Below are 14070 nucleotides of genomic sequence, written 5' to 3' on the forward strand. Positions count from 1 at the left end.
GTGCGTTATGTGATGTGCTGGGGACCGGCACTGACAGCAGCACATGACAGCCCGCACCGCGGACAGCGCGCGAGGGCACACACGACGGCACAGACAGCACACGACGGGAATTCGGCGCGGGGGAGTCGAGGGAGGGGTGCGGCATGGGGGCGGAGCAGATCAGGCGGTGGGAATCGGGCGCGCTCGCCCACGCCGTCTCGGACCCCTTCGGCCAAGGGCCCCTGCCCTGGCTGCGCGGCTCGGAGAACTACTTCGACGACACCGGACAGGTCGTCCCCTGGTACGCCGACGAGACCCTGGCCCGTGGCGGTGGCGGCGGCCCCCGCACGGCCGACGACGTCCGCAGCCAGATCAAGGGCTTCGCGTCGAACGGGGCCGTCGCTCCCGGTGAGGCGATCGATTTCCACATCACGGTGGACCCGCCGCAGCAGTTCTCGGTCGACATCTACCGGATCGGTCACTACGCGGGCGACGGCGCCGCCAAGATCACCACCAGTCCACGGCTCTCCGGCATCGTCCAGCCGGCCCCGCTCACCGCCGACCGGACCGTCTCCTGCCACCACTGGTGGCAGTCCTGGCGTCTGCAGATCCCGTCCCTCTGGTCGATCGGCGCGTACGTCGCCGTGCTCACGACCGCCGACGGCTACCGCTCCCACATCCCCTTCACCGTCCGCGACGACCACCCCGCCGACCTCCTCCTCGTCCTCCCGGACGTGACCTGGCAGGCGTACAACCTCTACCCGGAGGACGGCCGCACCGGCGCGAGCCTCTACCACGCGTGGGACGAGCAGGGCCGACTCCTCGGCGAGAAGGACGCGGCGTGCACGGTCTCCTTCGACCGGCCCTACGCGGGCGCCGGACTGCCCCTCCACGTCGGCCACGCCTACGACTTCATCCGCTGGGCCGAGCGGTACGGCTACGACCTCGCCTACGCCGAGACGCGCGATCTGCACGCCGGCCGTGTCGACCCGACCCGCTACCGGGGCCTGGTCTTCCCCGGCCATGACGAGTACTGGTCGATCCCCATGCGCCGGACCGTCGAGCTCGCCCGCGAGCAGGGGACCTCGCTCGTCTTCCTCTCCGCCAACACCATGTACTGGCAGGTCGAGCTCGGCCCCTCGCCGTCCGGGGTCCCGGACCGGCTCCTCACCTGCCGCAAGCGCCGAGGCCCCGGCCGCCCCGCCCTGTGGCGCGAGATCGACCGCCCGGAGCAGCAGTTGCTGGGGATCCAGTACGCGGGACGGGTGCCGGAGCCGCACCCCCTGGTCGTGCGGAACGCGGAGCACTGGCTCTGGGACGCGACCGGGGCCGGGGACGGGGACGAGATCCCGGGCCTGGTCGCCGGCGAGGCCGACCGCTATTTCCCGCGCACCGCGCTCCCCGAGCACCAGGGCCGCATCCTGCTGGCCCACTCGCCCTACCAGGACAGCGAAGGCGCCCTGCGCCACCAGGAGACCTCGCTCTACCGGGCCCCGTCCGGGGCTTGGGTCTTCGCCTCCGGCACCTTCGCCTGGTCGCCCGCCCTGGACCGCCCGGGCCATGTCGACCAGCGGATCCAGCGCGCGACCGCGAATCTTCTCGACCGCATCTGCAAGCGGGACTGACCCACACGGACCGATCGGCGAGCGGGACCGGCCAGGTTCCTTCGAGGGGCCGCTCGCCCGGCAGTCCGGCGAGTGCGAGAGAATCGAACCGTTCCTGGATCAACCTACGCGGAGGAACCGTGTCCGGATTCGTAGAAAAGCCCGAGCCTGTTCAGGTCCCGGGCCTGACCCACCTCCACACGGGCAAGGTGCGCGAGCTCTACCAGAACGAGGCGGGCGACCTCGTGATGGTGGCCAGCGACCGCATGTCCGCGTACGACTGGGTGCTGCCGACCGAGATCCCCGACAAGGGGCGGGTCCTCACCAAGCTCTCCCTGTGGTGGTTCGACCGCCTCGCCGACCTGGTCCCCAACCACGTCATCTCCACCGACCTCCCGGCCGGCGCCCCCGCCGACTGGGCCGGCCGCACCCTCATCTGCAAGTCGCTGACGATGGTGCCGGTCGAGTGCGTGGCCCGCGGCTATCTGACCGGCTCCGGCCTGGTCGAGTACAACGAGTCCCGTACGGTCTGCGGCCTCGCGCTCCCCGAGGGCCTCAGCGACGGCTCCGAGCTGCCCGCGCCGATCTTCACGCCCGCGACCAAGGCCGCCGTCGGCGACCACGACGAGAACGTGAGCTACGAGGAGGTCGCCCGTCAGGTCGGTGCGGAGACCGCGGCTCAGCTGCGCCAGACGACCCTCGCGGTCTACGGCAGGGCCCGGGACATCGCCCGCGAGCGCGGGATCATCCTCGCCGACACCAAGTTCGAGTTCGGCTTCGACGGCGACAGCCTGATCATCGCCGACGAGGTCCTGACCCCGGACTCCTCCCGCTTCTGGCCGGCCGCGAGCTGGGAGCCGGGCCGCGCGCAGCCCTCGTACGACAAGCAGTTCGTCCGCGACTGGCTGACGTCGCCGGCGTCCGGCTGGGACCGCAACAGCGAGCAGCCGCCGCCGGCCCTCCCGCAGGAGATCGTGGACGCGACCCGCGCCAAGTACATCGAGGCGTACGAGCTGCTGACCGGCAACGCCTGGAAGTAGAGCCCGGAAAACGAAGAAGCCCCCGGTCCGAGAGGACCGGGGGCTTCTTTCGTGGAGCGGACGACGAGATTCGAACTCGCGACCCTCACCTTGGCAAGGTGATGCTCTACCAACTGAGCCACGTCCGCCTGCGCCGTAGCGCGGAGCCAACTATACCCAACCTTTCTCCCGTGCGAGACGCACCGCCGTATGACGGTTCTCGGCACCGAGCTTCGCGGCGGCGGAGGAGAGGTAGTTGCGGACCGTTCCCGGTGACAGGGACGCCCGCTCGGCGATCTCCGCGACGGGTGCCCCGTCGGCCGCGAACTCCAGGACCTCGGCCTCGCGCGCGGTCAGCGGGGAGTCCCCGGCGGCGATCGCGTCGGCCGCCAACTCCGGGTCCACGTAACGGTTTCCGGCATGCACGGTACGGATGAGCTCGGCCAGTCGCTGGGCGCTGACGGTCTTGGGCACGAAGCCCCGCACACCGGCCGCGAGCGCCCGCTTGAGGTGCCCGGGGCGGCCGTGGCTGGTCACGATCATGGTCCGGCAGTCGGGCAGTTCGTCCCGGAGGGATGTGGCGACCCTCACACCGTCGAGGCCCGGCATCTGCAGATCGAGGACCGCGACGTCGGGGCGGTGGGCGCGGGCCATGGCGAGCGCCTCGGGCCCGGTGGCGGCCTGGGCGACGACGACGAGATCGTCCTCCAGGGCGAGGAGGGCGGCGAGGGCGCCCCGGATCAGGTGCTCGTCGTCGGCGAGCAGGACGCGTACGGTGCCGGCGCTCACGCGGTCGCCTCCGACCGCGGTACGGGTACGAGGGCCGCCACGCGGAACGTACCGCCGTCGCCCGGACCTGCCTCCAGGGTTCCGTCCACCGCCGCGAGCCGCTCCCGCAGCCCGGCCAGACCGGAGCCGTGTCCCATCGCCGCACCTTCCCGTACGCCGTCGTTCCGTACCGTCAGCAGCACCGAACCGTCCTTCTCCCGCAGCGAGATGGCGCACCTCTTCGCGTCGCCGTGCCGCAGGACGTTCGTCGTGGTCTCCCGGACGACCCAGCCGAGCACCGACTGGACGGTGCCGGGCAGTTCGACCGTGACCGGGTCGATCGCGCAGTCGATCCCGGCGGCGCCGAGCACTCCGCGCGCGCCCTCCAGTTCGACGCGCAGGTCCGCCTCGCGGTAGCCGCGCACGACGTCCCGTACCTCCCGCTGGGACTCCTGAGCGATCCGCTGCACCTCGATCATCTGGTCGACGGCCTCGGGCCGTTCGCGCCGGGCGAGCTGGACGGCGAGTTCGCTCTTGAGCGCGATCACCGACAGGTTGCGGCCCATGACGTCGTGGAGGTCGCGTCCGAAGCGCAGCCGTTCCTCGGCGACGGCGAGCCGGGCCTTCAGATCACGGGAGCGCTCCAGCTCCCAGACCATCTTCATCAGCCAGCCGGAGAACCCGCAGGCGGCGACGAGTCCGCCCCCGCCCATGAGGATCCCGACCGCGTAGCCGAGCGCCTCTCCCGGGTCGATCCCCATGGCCGCGACGGCGGCGCCGGTCGCGAGCGCGGCGACCGGGGCCACGTACAGCATGCGCCGGGGCCGTCGCACGCACAGCACGAGGCTGCCCAGGGTGAACGTGACCAGGCCGGTGACGACGGCGGCGGCGACCGAGATGTCCGCGAGCACCCCCGTGGCCCGCAGTGCGATCACGATCAGCGCACCGGCCGCCGTCAGGGCGATCAGCGCGGTCGCGAGGCGGACCGGCCGATCGCGCCGGTCCAGGGCCCAGTCCAGGGCGCGCGACGAGAGCACGGCGGTCAGCACGGCGTGTCCGCAGACCAGCAGCGACAGCGCGAGGGCGAGCGGGGCACCGACCGGGTGGTCCCCGGCGTTGGAGAACGGAACCAGACCGATGGCGCCGATCTCGATCACCGTGAAGAAGTGGAAGCTCCACCGGGTGTACAGCTCGACCTTGGCCGCAGTGCTGCGGCCGCTCCACCACCCCGTCAGCCTGGACACGCGCCCGGCCCCCCTTTTCTAGCGACGCGGTTCCCAGCGGAACCACCGTCGGACAGCAAACACGGTGATCACGCCCCAGGCCAATGTGTTGAGGACGGCGGTCAGCAGGTCCTTGGTGTCGCCGACGCCGAGCCAGCCGGCGCGGACGAGCTCCATGACGCCGCTGAGCGGCAGCAGTCGGCAGATGTCGGCGACGAGGTCCGGGAGCACGTCGCTGGGGAGCATCAGCCCCGAGCCCACGGCGGAGACGAGGAAGAACGGCAGGGTGGTGAGGCCGGCGCTCTCCACGTTGCGGGTGATGGCGGTGGTCGCGGCGGCGAGTCCGGCGAGCAGGACGACCGCGGCGACCAGTCCGAGCACGAGCAGCTCCGGCCGCTGTGGCGCGGGTACGTCGAGGGCGACGGCGCCGCCGACGGTCAGCACGGCGCACTGGACGAGCGCGATGGCGGCGGAGGGGAGCGCGGCGCCGGCGAGGATCTCCAGGTCGCTCGCCTCGCCCGTGCGCAGCCGCTTGAGGACGAGCTCTTCGCGCCGGGCCACGAGGGCGGATGTCAGGCCCATGTAGACGACGAGGACGAGGACCAGCCCGGTCCCGCCGATGAGGGTGGCTCCCGCCATGCCCATGGGCAGTTCGCCCGTGGTCATCTGTGAGAGCGAGGACCGCAGCACGAAGATCATCAGCAGCGGCATCAGGAGGGCGATGAAGAGGTTGTTCTTGTTCCGCCCGAGGAGGGTGAGTTCGGCCCGCCCCAGCGAGGTCATCCGGCGTGCGGTCGCGTTCATCGAGCAGTCTCCAGGGCGTCGTTGCGGGAGGCGATCTCCAGGAACGCCTCTTCGAGGGAGGCCGAGCGGGCGTCGAGCCCGTCCAGCCGCACACCGGCCTCGCGGGCCCAGTCGAGGAGTTCGCCGAGCGCGTCCTGGAGGTGGTGCGTACGGATCTCCACGCGCCGGCCCTCGGCGGCGGCCTTCAGGCCGAGCGGGATCCGGCCGGGCGCCACGTCCTCGGGGAGGACGAAGCGGATGCGGGCGGGCCGGGCGGCGGTGACCTCCGCCGGGGTGCCCGAGAGCACGATCCGGCCCTGGTTCATGATCGCGAGCCGGTCGGCGAGCGACTCGGCCTCCTCCAGGTAGTGCGTGGTGAGGACGACGGTCGTGCCCGCGTCCCGCAGCGTCCGGACGAGCGCCCAGGTGTCGCGCCGGCCTTCGGCGTCGAGCCCGGTGGTCGGCTCGTCGAGGAAGAGGACCTCGGGGCGGCCGAGGAGGGCGAGCGCGAGGTCGAGGCGCCGCCGCTCGCCGCCGGAGAGCTGCTTGATCCGCACATGGGCGCGGGGGCCGAGGCCGACCTGCTCCAGTGCCTCACCGGTCGGCCGGGCGCCGGTGGTGCAGCCCGCCCACATGCGTACGGTCTCGGTCACGGTCAGGTCGGAGGGGAATCCACCCTCCTGGAGCATGATCCCGATCCGGGGCCGGACGGCGGCCCGTTCGCGGTACGGGTCGTGGCCGAGGACGTGGACCGTGCCGCCGCTGGGAGCGGCGAGGCCCTCGAGGAGCTCGACCGTGGAGGTCTTGCCGGCTCCGTTGGTCCCGAGCAGGGCGAAGATCTCGCCCTGGGGGACGGCGAAGGAGATCCCGTTGACGGCTTCGAAGCCGCCGGAGTAGGTCCGGCGGAGGTCGTCGGCCTCGATCACGTTGGTCATGACGTCAGCTTCGCGGCGGTCGGAGCCGCTCGGCAGTGCGCGCTGTCATCTCTGTGCATGACAAATGTCAGATGCCACTCGGCACCGCACGGTCGGCACTCGGCATACGACAAAGGCCCCGGTTCCTGAGAACCGGGGCCTTTGCTCCCGAGCGGACGACGAGATTCGAACTCGCGACCCTCACCTTGGCAAGGTGATGCTCTACCAACTGAGCCACGTCCGCATTGCTGCCGCTCAGCTCTCACTGGGCGGTGCGAGCACCACTGTACCTGATCCACAAGTGGAGTCGGTAATGCGATGCAGAGCGGGTGACAGGAATTGCACACTGCGCCTTCCCCCTGGAAGGGGGATGTTCTACTACTGAACTACACCCGCACGCTGCGTGAGGTCCGGCCCTGCGGCCTCGCCCCTCGGCGTGATCCAGACTCTAGCCGATCGGCGGGGGTGCAGTGCAACTCGACTTCCGGCTCCGGGGTGGTTCGTCGGCTCAACTGGCTTCGCGGAAGGCTTCGTAGACCCGCTTCGGGATGCGTCCGCGGGCGGGCACGTCCATCTTGTTGGACTGGGCCCAGGCGCGGACCGCGGCCGGGTCGGGGGCCAGGGCGGTGTGCTTGTACGAAGCCACGGACGCGGCCGAGCCGCCGGCCCTGGCGGTGGCGGCCTTGCCGGTCAGCTTCCGGCCCGCGGCGAGGTAGGGCGCCAGCGCCTTGCGAAGTTTCTTTGCATTGGCGGGATTCAGGTCGATCTCGTACGTCTTCCCGTCGAGGCCGAACGCAACCGTTTCCGCGGCTTCTCCGCCGTCGATGTCGTCGAAGAGAGTGACCACTACTCGCTGAGCCACGGATATCGGTCCTTTCGTGTCGGTCCGCCGCGTCGTCTCGACGTGTGGAACGCCTCTGACGTGCGGCGACACCGGCTTTACGGCTGCCCCGGGGAAGTGTTGTTTTCCTCTGTATTCCTTTGTACAGCGGTAGGCGTCGCATTGCGAAGCCCAGCCAATTGCATCAGCGTGTCCCACCGCAATGGGCCGCGCAATATTTCACTTGAATTTTCCGTGAGGGTCTTTGGGTCCCTTTGTAGGGTCCTCCAGACTTCTACCCGCGTAGAATTTGGAGGCAGGTACGCTGAGGGAACCGCCCACGCAACACACCACCGGGAGTGCCAGTGGCACGCGTCGTAGTCGACGTCATGCTCAAGCCGGAGATCCTCGACCCCCAGGGGCAGGCGGTGCAGCGTGCACTGCCCCGCCTGGGATTCGCCGGAATCGCCGACGTCCGCCAGGGGAAGCGCTTCGAGTTGGAGGTGGAGGGACCGGTCGACGACGCCGCCCTCGCCCGCATCCACGAGATGGCCGAAACCTTCCTTGCAAACACCGTGATCGAAGACTTCGTCGTGAAGGTCGAGTCGTGACCGCACGCATCGGGGTCGTCACGTTCCCCGGAACGCTCGACGACCAGGACGCGCTGCGCGCGGCCCGCCTCGCGGGCGCCGAGCCCGTCTCGCTCTGGCACCGCGACAAGGACCTCAAGCAGGTCGACGCCGTGGTCCTGGCCGGCGGCTTCTCCTACGGCGACTATCTGCGGGCCGGAGCCATCTCCCGCTTCTCGCCGGTGATGGAGACGATCATCGAGCAGGCGAAGGCGGGCATGCCCGTCCTCGGCATCTGCAACGGCTTCCAGATCCTCACCGAGGCTCATCTGCTGCCGGGCGCGATGCTGCGCAACAACCACCTGCACTTCATCTGCCGCGACCAGAAGCTGCGGGTGGAGAACGCGGACACCGCGTGGACCGTGGACTACGAGCAGGGCCAGGAGATCCAGGTCCCGCTCAAGAACATGGACGGCCGGTACGTCGCCGACGAGCGGGTGCTCGACGAGCTGGAGGCCGAGGGGCGGGTGGCCTTCCGCTACCTGGACATGAACCCCAACGGCTCGCTCCGTGACATCGCGGGCATCACCAACGCCGCGGGCAACGTGGTCGGCCTCATGCCGCACCCCGAGCACGCCGTCGAGCCGCTGATCGGTACGGGCCGTACCGACGGCCTCGGTTTCTTCACCTCGATCCTCAAGAAGCTGGTCAACGCCTGATGACTCTGGACACGGTCAAGCACGCGACCGAGACGCCGGACAGCGAGCAGCCCTGGAAGGAGCTCGGCCTCAAGGAGGACGAGTACGCGCGCATCCGCGAGATCCTCGGCCGCCGTCCCACCGGCGCCGAGCTCGCCATGTACTCCGTCATGTGGTCCGAGCACTGCTCGTACAAGAGCAGCAAGGTCCACCTGAAGCAGTTCGGCGAGAAGGTCCCGGAGAACGACGCCATGCTCGTCGGCATCGGCGAGAACGCGGGCGTCGTCGACGTCGGCCAGGGGTACGCGGTCACCTTCAAGGTCGAGTCGCACAACCACCCCTCGTACATCGAGCCCTACCAGGGCGCGGCCACCGGCGTCGGCGGCATCGTCCGCGACATCCTCGCCATGGGTGCCCGCCCGGTCGCGGTGGTGGACCCGCTGCGCTTCGGCGCGGCCGACCACCCCGACACCAAGCGGGTGCTCCCCGGAGTCGTCGCGGGCATCGGCGGCTACGGCAACTGCCTGGGTCTGCCGAACATCGGCGGCGAGGTCGTCTTCGACGAGTGCTACCAGGGCAACCCGCTGGTCAACGCCGGCTGCATCGGTGTCATGAAGCACGAGGACATCCACCTCGCCAAGGCCTCCGGCCCGGGCAACAAGGTGATCCTCTACGGCGCCCGTACCGGCGGCGACGGCATCGGCGGTGTCTCGGTCCTCGCGTCCGAGACCTTCGACGACACCAAGCCCACCAAGCGCCCCGCGGTCCAGGTCGGCGACCCGTTCCAGGAGAAGCTCCTCATCGAGTGCACCCTGGAGATCTTCAAGGAGAAGCTGGTCGCGGGCATCCAGGACCTGGGTGGCGCCGGACTCTCCTGCGCGACCTCCGAGCTGGCCTCCGCCGGCTCCGGCGGCATGCGCGTCGAGCTCGACCGGGTCCACCTGCGCGACGCCACGCTCTCGCCGGAGGAGATCCTCATGAGCGAGTCGCAGGAGCGCATGTGCGCGATCGTCGAGCCCGAGCACGTCGACCGCTTCCTGGAGATCTGCGAGAAGTGGGACGTCATCGCGGTCGTCATCGGTGAGGTGACCGACGGCGAGCGCCTGGAGATCTTCTGGCACGGCGAGCAGATCGTGGACGTCCCGCCGCGCACGGTCGCCCACGAGGGCCCGGTCTACGACCGGCCGTACGCCCGCCCGGAGTGGCAGGACGCGCTCCAGGCCGACGACGCGAACAAGCTGCCCCGGCCGCAGAACGGTGAGGAGCTGAAGGACCAGGTCCTGAAGCTGGTCTCCTCCCCGAACCAGGCGTCGAAGTCCTGGATCACGGACCAGTACGACCGGTTCGTGCAGGGCAACACCGTTCTCGCGCAGCCCGAGGACGCGGGCATGGTCCGTATCGACGAGGAGACCAACCTCGGCGTGGCCATGGCCACCGACGGCAACGGCCGGTACGCGAAGCTCGACCCGTACACCGGTGCGCAGCTCGCGCTCGCGGAGGCGTACCGCAATGTCGCCGCCTCCGGCGCCAAGCCGCTGGCGATCTCGGACTGCCTGAACTTCGGTTCGCCCGAGGACCCGGCCGTGATGTGGCAGTTCGCCGAGGCCACCCGTGGTCTCGCGGACGGCTGCCTCCAGCTGGGCACCCCGGTGACCGGTGGCAACGTCTCGCTGTACAACCAGACGGGCGAGATCGCCATCCACCCGACGCCGGTCGTGGCCGTGCTCGGTGTGATCGACGACGTCAACCGCCGTACGCCGATCGCCTTCGCGGAAGAGGGCCAGCTCCTCTACCTGCTGGGCGACACGCGCGAGGAGTTCGGCGGCTCGGCCTGGTCCGAGGTCGTCCACAAGCACCTCGGCGGTCTGCCGCCGGCCGTGGACCTCGACCGGGAGAAGCTGCTCGGCGAGATCCTGATCTCGGCCTCCCGCGACGGCATGATCGACGCGGCGCACGACCTGTCGGACGGCGGTCTGGTCCAGGCGGTCGTCGAGTCCTGCCTGCGCGGCGGCACGGGCGCGCGCCTGGTCGTCCCGGACGGTCTGGACGCCTTCACCTTCCTCTTCAGCGAGTCGGCCGGCCGTGCGGTCGTCGCCGTCCCGCGCAGCGAGGAGCTCCGCTTCACCGACATGTGCGGCGCGCGGGGTCTGCCCGCGACCCGGATCGGTGTCGTGGACGGCGAAGAGGTCGACGTGCAGGGCGAGTTCAGCATCTCCCTGGAGGAGCTGCGCGCGGCCCACGAGGCGACCATCCCGGGCCTGCTGGTCTGAGCGGCGTCTGACACATCGCGGTACGGGAGCCCCCGTCCGGATCTTCGGGTCCGGACGGGGGCTTTCGCGTTCCCAGCTTGCGCGAGATTACGTAATTACGTAATCTCGACGCATGGAGCTGGAAGAGCGGGTCGCCGAGCTGGAACGCCGGATGGCGGCCCTGGAGGGCGCGGAGCGCCGCGCACCCGAGACCGTCGACGCCACCTTCTGGGCCCTGGAAGGGCTCAAGGCGCAGCTCGCGGACGCGGGCGCGCAGGGCGAGGACGGCGCGGTGCTGTTCACGGGATCGGTCCGACTGCCGACCCAGGAGCGGTACGAGTGGCAGTTCGGCGCTTTCGTCGAGCGGCTGCTCGACGAGGACTGGGCCGAGACCGCCGACTCCTTCGCCGCGCTCGGTCATCCCGTACGGCTCCGGCTGCTGAGGGAGATCCTCGGCGGCCGGCGCACGGCCGCCGAGCTGGCGGAGCTGGAGGAGATCGGCACGACCGGCCAGATCTACCACCACCTGCGCCAGCTGACCGGCGCCGGCTGGCTCCACACCGTCGGACGCGGCCGCTACGAGGTCCCGGGAGCTCGGGTCGTCCCGCTCCTGGTGGTGCTCACTGCCGCCCGTCCGTAACCGCGATCGTTCAGGGGGAACGTTCATGTCTTCGCGCAAGACCGCGGTGGTCCTCCACCGCACGCTCTGGCTGCTGTTCGTCGTGCAGGCGCTCGCCTCGGTCCTCGTCGACCTGCCGTATCCGTACTGGGCGGGCTGGCTGCCGGCCATCGCCGCCGCCGCGCTCGGGATCACGCTCGCCAGGACCGCGGGCCGACGGGTCGCGGCGGCGCCGCGCGCCACGGTCGAGGTGGATCCGCCTGTCTCCGGCAGCTGGTCCGCGCTCAACAGCCCGGCGGACCGGACGCCCAGCCACGGCACCCACCAGTTCGGCCAGACCTACGCCATCGACGTCGTGGCGGAGGACGAGGCGCGCCCCCGTCCGTCCTTCGCCTGGCTGTGGCCGGTGTTCCGCCGGAGCGAGGACTTCCCGGCCTTCGACGCACCGCTGCTCGCGGTCGCCGACGCGACCGTGATCCACGCGGAGGACGGACAGCGCGACCACCTCAGCCGCAACTCGCTGCCCGCCCTGGTCTATCTGATGCTGGTCGAGTCCACCGTCCGGGCGCTCTCGGGAGCCCGCCGGGTCACCGGGAACCACCTCGTCCTCGACCTCGGGGACGGCACCTACGCGATGTACGCGCATCTCAAGCGCGACTCGCTCGCGGTGCGCGCGGGCGACCGGGTGGTGGCCGGCCAGGAGCTCGCCCGGTGCGGGAACTCCGGCAACTCCACCGAGCCGCACGTGCACTTCCAGCTGATGGACGGCCCGGACCTGGACATCGCGCAGGGCGTGCCGTTCACCTGGCGCGGTGTCGGCGTGCCGAAGAACGGCGAGACGTTCGCGGCGGGGCGCGCGGCCTATCCGGCCTGACCCCAGAAGGCGTCGTTCTCGTCCATGTTCTCGACGCACTCGTCGACGTCGGTGATCTTGCCGCCGACGATGGTGAAGAAGAGCGCGCCGTGCATCTCGATACCGCGGTCGCCCCGGTCGGCGTGGAACTTGTGGGCCGCTATGGCATGCCCGCGGCCGTCGACCGTGATGCTCTCGAGGTCGACCCGCATGGTGCCGTTGGTGAGCGCGCCGAGCTGCCCGTAGTAGGCGATGCAGTTGTCCACGCCCTTGTGGTGCCCGGATATCCGGTTGTCGCCCGGCGCGTGGTGGGTACAGTCCGAGGTCATCAGCGACCGGATGGTGTCCATGTCTCCCTGGGCGAACGCTTCGTAGCCCCGGCGGACCAAGGCGGTGTCAGGGTGCTCAGCCATGGCTGATCGACCCCTCTCCTACGCGTAGGTGACTGCTGGAAGCCCTCCCTCTTCAGTCTCCGACTACCCTCGCCCCCATGCCACCGGCCAAGAAGCGCACCCGCAGCTACGACTCCGCCAAGACCCGGGCCGCCGTGCTCGCCCAGTTCCGGAACGTACGCGAGGGGGTGCTCGCGCTGTCGCCCGAGCAGCTCGACGGGCCGACCCGGCTGGGGAAGTGGACCGTACGGGAGCTGGCGGCGCACATCGCGTGGATGGTCGACTCCGTCCCGCACTGCCTGGGGATGCCCGAGCCGGCGCAGCAGGAACTCGCACTGCTCGACTGGCCGTTCGTGACCGCCTCCGGCGCCGACCGGATCGACGAGCACACCCGGGGGATCGAGTCCTCCGATCTGCCGGCGCTGTACGCGCGGACCCTGGAGGCGTACGAGGAGGGGGTCGCGGGCGCCCCCGACGACCGGCTCCTCCCGATCAGCTTCGGCGCCATGCGGCTGGCCGACTTCCTGGTGACCCGTACCGTCGAACTCGTCGTCCACACCGACGACCTCAACGCGGCGACCGGACTGGACGTCCCGTACGACCGGCAGGCCCTGGCCGCATGCACCCGGCTGCTCGCCGACGCGCTCGCGGTGAAGGCCCCCGGCGGCGCGGTCGAGGTGCGGATCCCCCCTTATGCGGTCGTGCAGTGCGTGGAGGGGCCCCGGCACACCCGCGGTACTCCGCCCCATGTGGTCGAGACCGATCCGCTGACCTGGCTCCGGCTCGCCACCGGCCGTACCGACTGGGCGGAAGCCCTGGACGCGGCCAAGGTCAGCGCGAGCGGGGAGCGGGCCGACCTCTCCGGCCTGCTGCCGCTCATGGGATGAGCTGCACCGCGCGGTAAGCGGGCGGAACCGTCTGTACCGCTCGCCCGTCCCATCCCCATGCTGAAGACACGTCCCATCGCAGCCACCGCGGTCCTGGCCTCGCTCGTCGTGCTCTCGGCGTGCGGCACCGAGAAGGCCGGTTCCGACCCCGGCGCCGGCACCGTCGCCCCTGATGTGCCCGTCGCCGGAGTCCACTGGACCTTCGACGCCGTCACCGTGGCCGGCAAGGAGACCCGGGCGCCCGACGGCGCCCACATCGAGATCGCCGCGAACGGCCAGGCGTCGGGGAACAGCGGCTGCAACGGCTTCGGCGCCGAGGTGGCGGTCCAGGGGGACACGGTCACCGTGAAGCAGGGCCAGGGCACCGAGATGGCGTGTCCGGGTGAGCGGGGCGCCTTCGAAGCCGTGCTGCAGAAGGTCTTCGCCGGCTCGCTGAAGGCTCGGTTGGACGGCGACCGGCTCACCCTCACCTCGGACGACGGCAAGAACGTCGTCGCGCTGACGTCCGAGCCGCCCGCCCCGCTGAACGGCACCAAGTGGACCGTCGACTCCCTGGTCTCCGGAGAGACGGCCTCGGGGGGGGGCCCGGCGCGCGGGGGGGCGGGGCGGCGCGCGGGGGCCGTGGGGTGGCGGCGCCGGGGGCGCGCGGGGGGCGAGGCGGGGGGGGGGGGGCGCGGGGGGGGGGCCCGGGCG

At 70.8% G+C, this 14070-nt stretch carries 15 protein-coding genes and 3 tRNA genes; 9 read left to right on the forward strand and 9 right to left on the reverse strand.

Features of this window, described 5'->3' with window-relative positions; genetic code table 11:
* The first annotated feature begins 143 nt into the window (after nt 1–143).
* A complete protein-coding gene (locus ACFVZW_RS13270) occupies nt 144–1604 on the forward strand; it encodes a N,N-dimethylformamidase beta subunit family domain-containing protein (protein ID WP_384520407.1) in 1461 nt (486 codons plus the stop codon).
* Nucleotides 1605–1723: 119 nt separating this feature from the next.
* A complete protein-coding gene (locus ACFVZW_RS13275; protein ID WP_384520409.1) occupies nt 1724–2623 on the forward strand; it encodes a phosphoribosylaminoimidazolesuccinocarboxamide synthase in 900 nt (299 codons plus the stop codon).
* Between the two features lie 52 nt (nt 2624–2675).
* On the opposite strand, the gene ACFVZW_RS13280 is transcribed toward ACFVZW_RS13275, so the two are convergent.
* The 8 genes from ACFVZW_RS13280 to ACFVZW_RS13315 form a co-directional block, all read right to left on the reverse strand.
* Nucleotides 2676–2751 (reverse strand) — tRNA-Gly (locus ACFVZW_RS13280).
* Nucleotides 2752–2773: 22 nt separating this feature from the next.
* Complete coding sequence (locus tag ACFVZW_RS13285) at nt 2774–3391, reverse strand: response regulator (RefSeq protein WP_383558023.1); 618 nt, start codon at nt 3389–3391, stop codon at nt 2774–2776.
* On the reverse strand, nt 3388–4614 hold the full coding sequence (locus ACFVZW_RS13290; protein ID WP_384520411.1) for a sensor histidine kinase: 1227 nt from the start codon (nt 4612–4614) through the stop codon (nt 3388–3390). Before ACFVZW_RS13290 ends, ACFVZW_RS13285 begins: the two co-directional genes overlap by 4 nt.
* A gap of 18 nt (nt 4615–4632) precedes the next feature.
* Complete coding sequence (locus tag ACFVZW_RS13295) at nt 4633–5397, reverse strand: ABC transporter permease (protein ID WP_384520412.1); 765 nt, start codon at nt 5395–5397, stop codon at nt 4633–4635.
* Nucleotides 5394–6311 carry an ABC transporter ATP-binding protein gene (locus tag ACFVZW_RS13300; RefSeq protein ID WP_384520414.1) on the reverse strand — a complete coding sequence of 306 codons (918 nt, stop codon included), beginning with the start codon at nt 6309–6311 and terminating at the stop codon, nt 5394–5396. Before ACFVZW_RS13300 ends, ACFVZW_RS13295 begins: the two co-directional genes overlap by 4 nt.
* 150 nt (nt 6312–6461) lie before the next feature.
* A tRNA-Gly gene (locus ACFVZW_RS13305) sits at nt 6462–6534 on the reverse strand.
* A gap of 80 nt (nt 6535–6614) precedes the next feature.
* Nucleotides 6615–6686, reverse strand: a tRNA-Gly gene (locus ACFVZW_RS13310).
* Nucleotides 6687–6798: 112 nt separating this feature from the next.
* Complete coding sequence (locus tag ACFVZW_RS13315; RefSeq protein ID WP_376445109.1) at nt 6799–7152, reverse strand: Lsr2 family protein; 354 nt, start codon at nt 7150–7152, stop codon at nt 6799–6801.
* Between the two features lie 323 nt (nt 7153–7475).
* On the opposite strand from ACFVZW_RS13315, the gene purS reads away from it, so the two are divergent.
* The 5 genes from purS to ACFVZW_RS13340 all read left to right on the forward strand — a co-directional run bounded on the left by purS (nt 7476) and on the right by ACFVZW_RS13340 (nt 12119).
* Nucleotides 7476–7721 carry a phosphoribosylformylglycinamidine synthase subunit PurS gene (purS, locus tag ACFVZW_RS13320; protein ID WP_015035032.1) on the forward strand — a complete coding sequence of 82 codons (246 nt, stop codon included), beginning with the start codon at nt 7476–7478 and terminating at the stop codon, nt 7719–7721.
* The gene (gene purQ, locus ACFVZW_RS13325; protein WP_329118159.1) at nt 7718–8398 is read left to right on the forward strand and encodes a phosphoribosylformylglycinamidine synthase subunit PurQ; all 681 of its coding nucleotides are present in this window, start codon (nt 7718–7720) and stop codon (nt 8396–8398) included. Before purS ends, purQ begins: the two co-directional genes overlap by 4 nt.
* Nucleotides 8398–10647 (forward strand): phosphoribosylformylglycinamidine synthase subunit PurL, encoded by a 2250-nt coding sequence (purL, locus tag ACFVZW_RS13330; RefSeq protein ID WP_384520416.1) that lies wholly within the window; start codon nt 8398–8400, stop codon nt 10645–10647. The genes purQ and purL overlap by 1 nt, the downstream gene beginning before the upstream one ends.
* Nucleotides 10648–10759: 112 nt before the next feature.
* Nucleotides 10760–11266, forward strand: a complete 507-nt coding sequence (locus tag ACFVZW_RS13335; RefSeq protein WP_384520418.1) for an ArsR/SmtB family transcription factor — start codon at nt 10760–10762, stop codon at nt 11264–11266.
* Nucleotides 11267–11291: 25 nt separating this feature from the next.
* The gene (locus ACFVZW_RS13340) at nt 11292–12119 is read left to right on the forward strand and encodes a M23 family metallopeptidase (RefSeq protein WP_384520420.1); all 828 of its coding nucleotides are present in this window, start codon (nt 11292–11294) and stop codon (nt 12117–12119) included.
* On the opposite strand, the gene ACFVZW_RS13345 is transcribed toward ACFVZW_RS13340, so the two are convergent.
* Nucleotides 12107–12511, reverse strand: coding sequence for a nuclear transport factor 2 family protein (locus ACFVZW_RS13345; RefSeq protein WP_384520422.1), 405 nt, complete (start codon nt 12509–12511; stop codon nt 12107–12109). The two genes, ACFVZW_RS13340 and ACFVZW_RS13345, sit on opposite strands and share 13 nt — an antisense overlap.
* Before the next feature lie 77 nt (nt 12512–12588).
* Between ACFVZW_RS13345 and ACFVZW_RS13350 the strand changes: the two genes are divergently transcribed.
* Entirely contained in the window at nt 12589–13377 is a 789-nt protein-coding gene (locus tag ACFVZW_RS13350; protein WP_384520424.1) for a sterol carrier family protein, read from the forward strand.
* A 57-nt stretch (nt 13378–13434) separates the two neighbouring features.
* Nucleotides 13435–14070 (forward strand): META domain-containing protein (locus ACFVZW_RS13355; protein WP_384520426.1); only part of this gene is annotated, 636 nt, incomplete at its 3' end.

This window comes from Streptomyces sp. NPDC059567 (genome assembly GCF_042735655.1).
Lineage (GTDB): Bacteria > Actinomycetota > Actinomycetes > Streptomycetales > Streptomycetaceae > Streptomyces.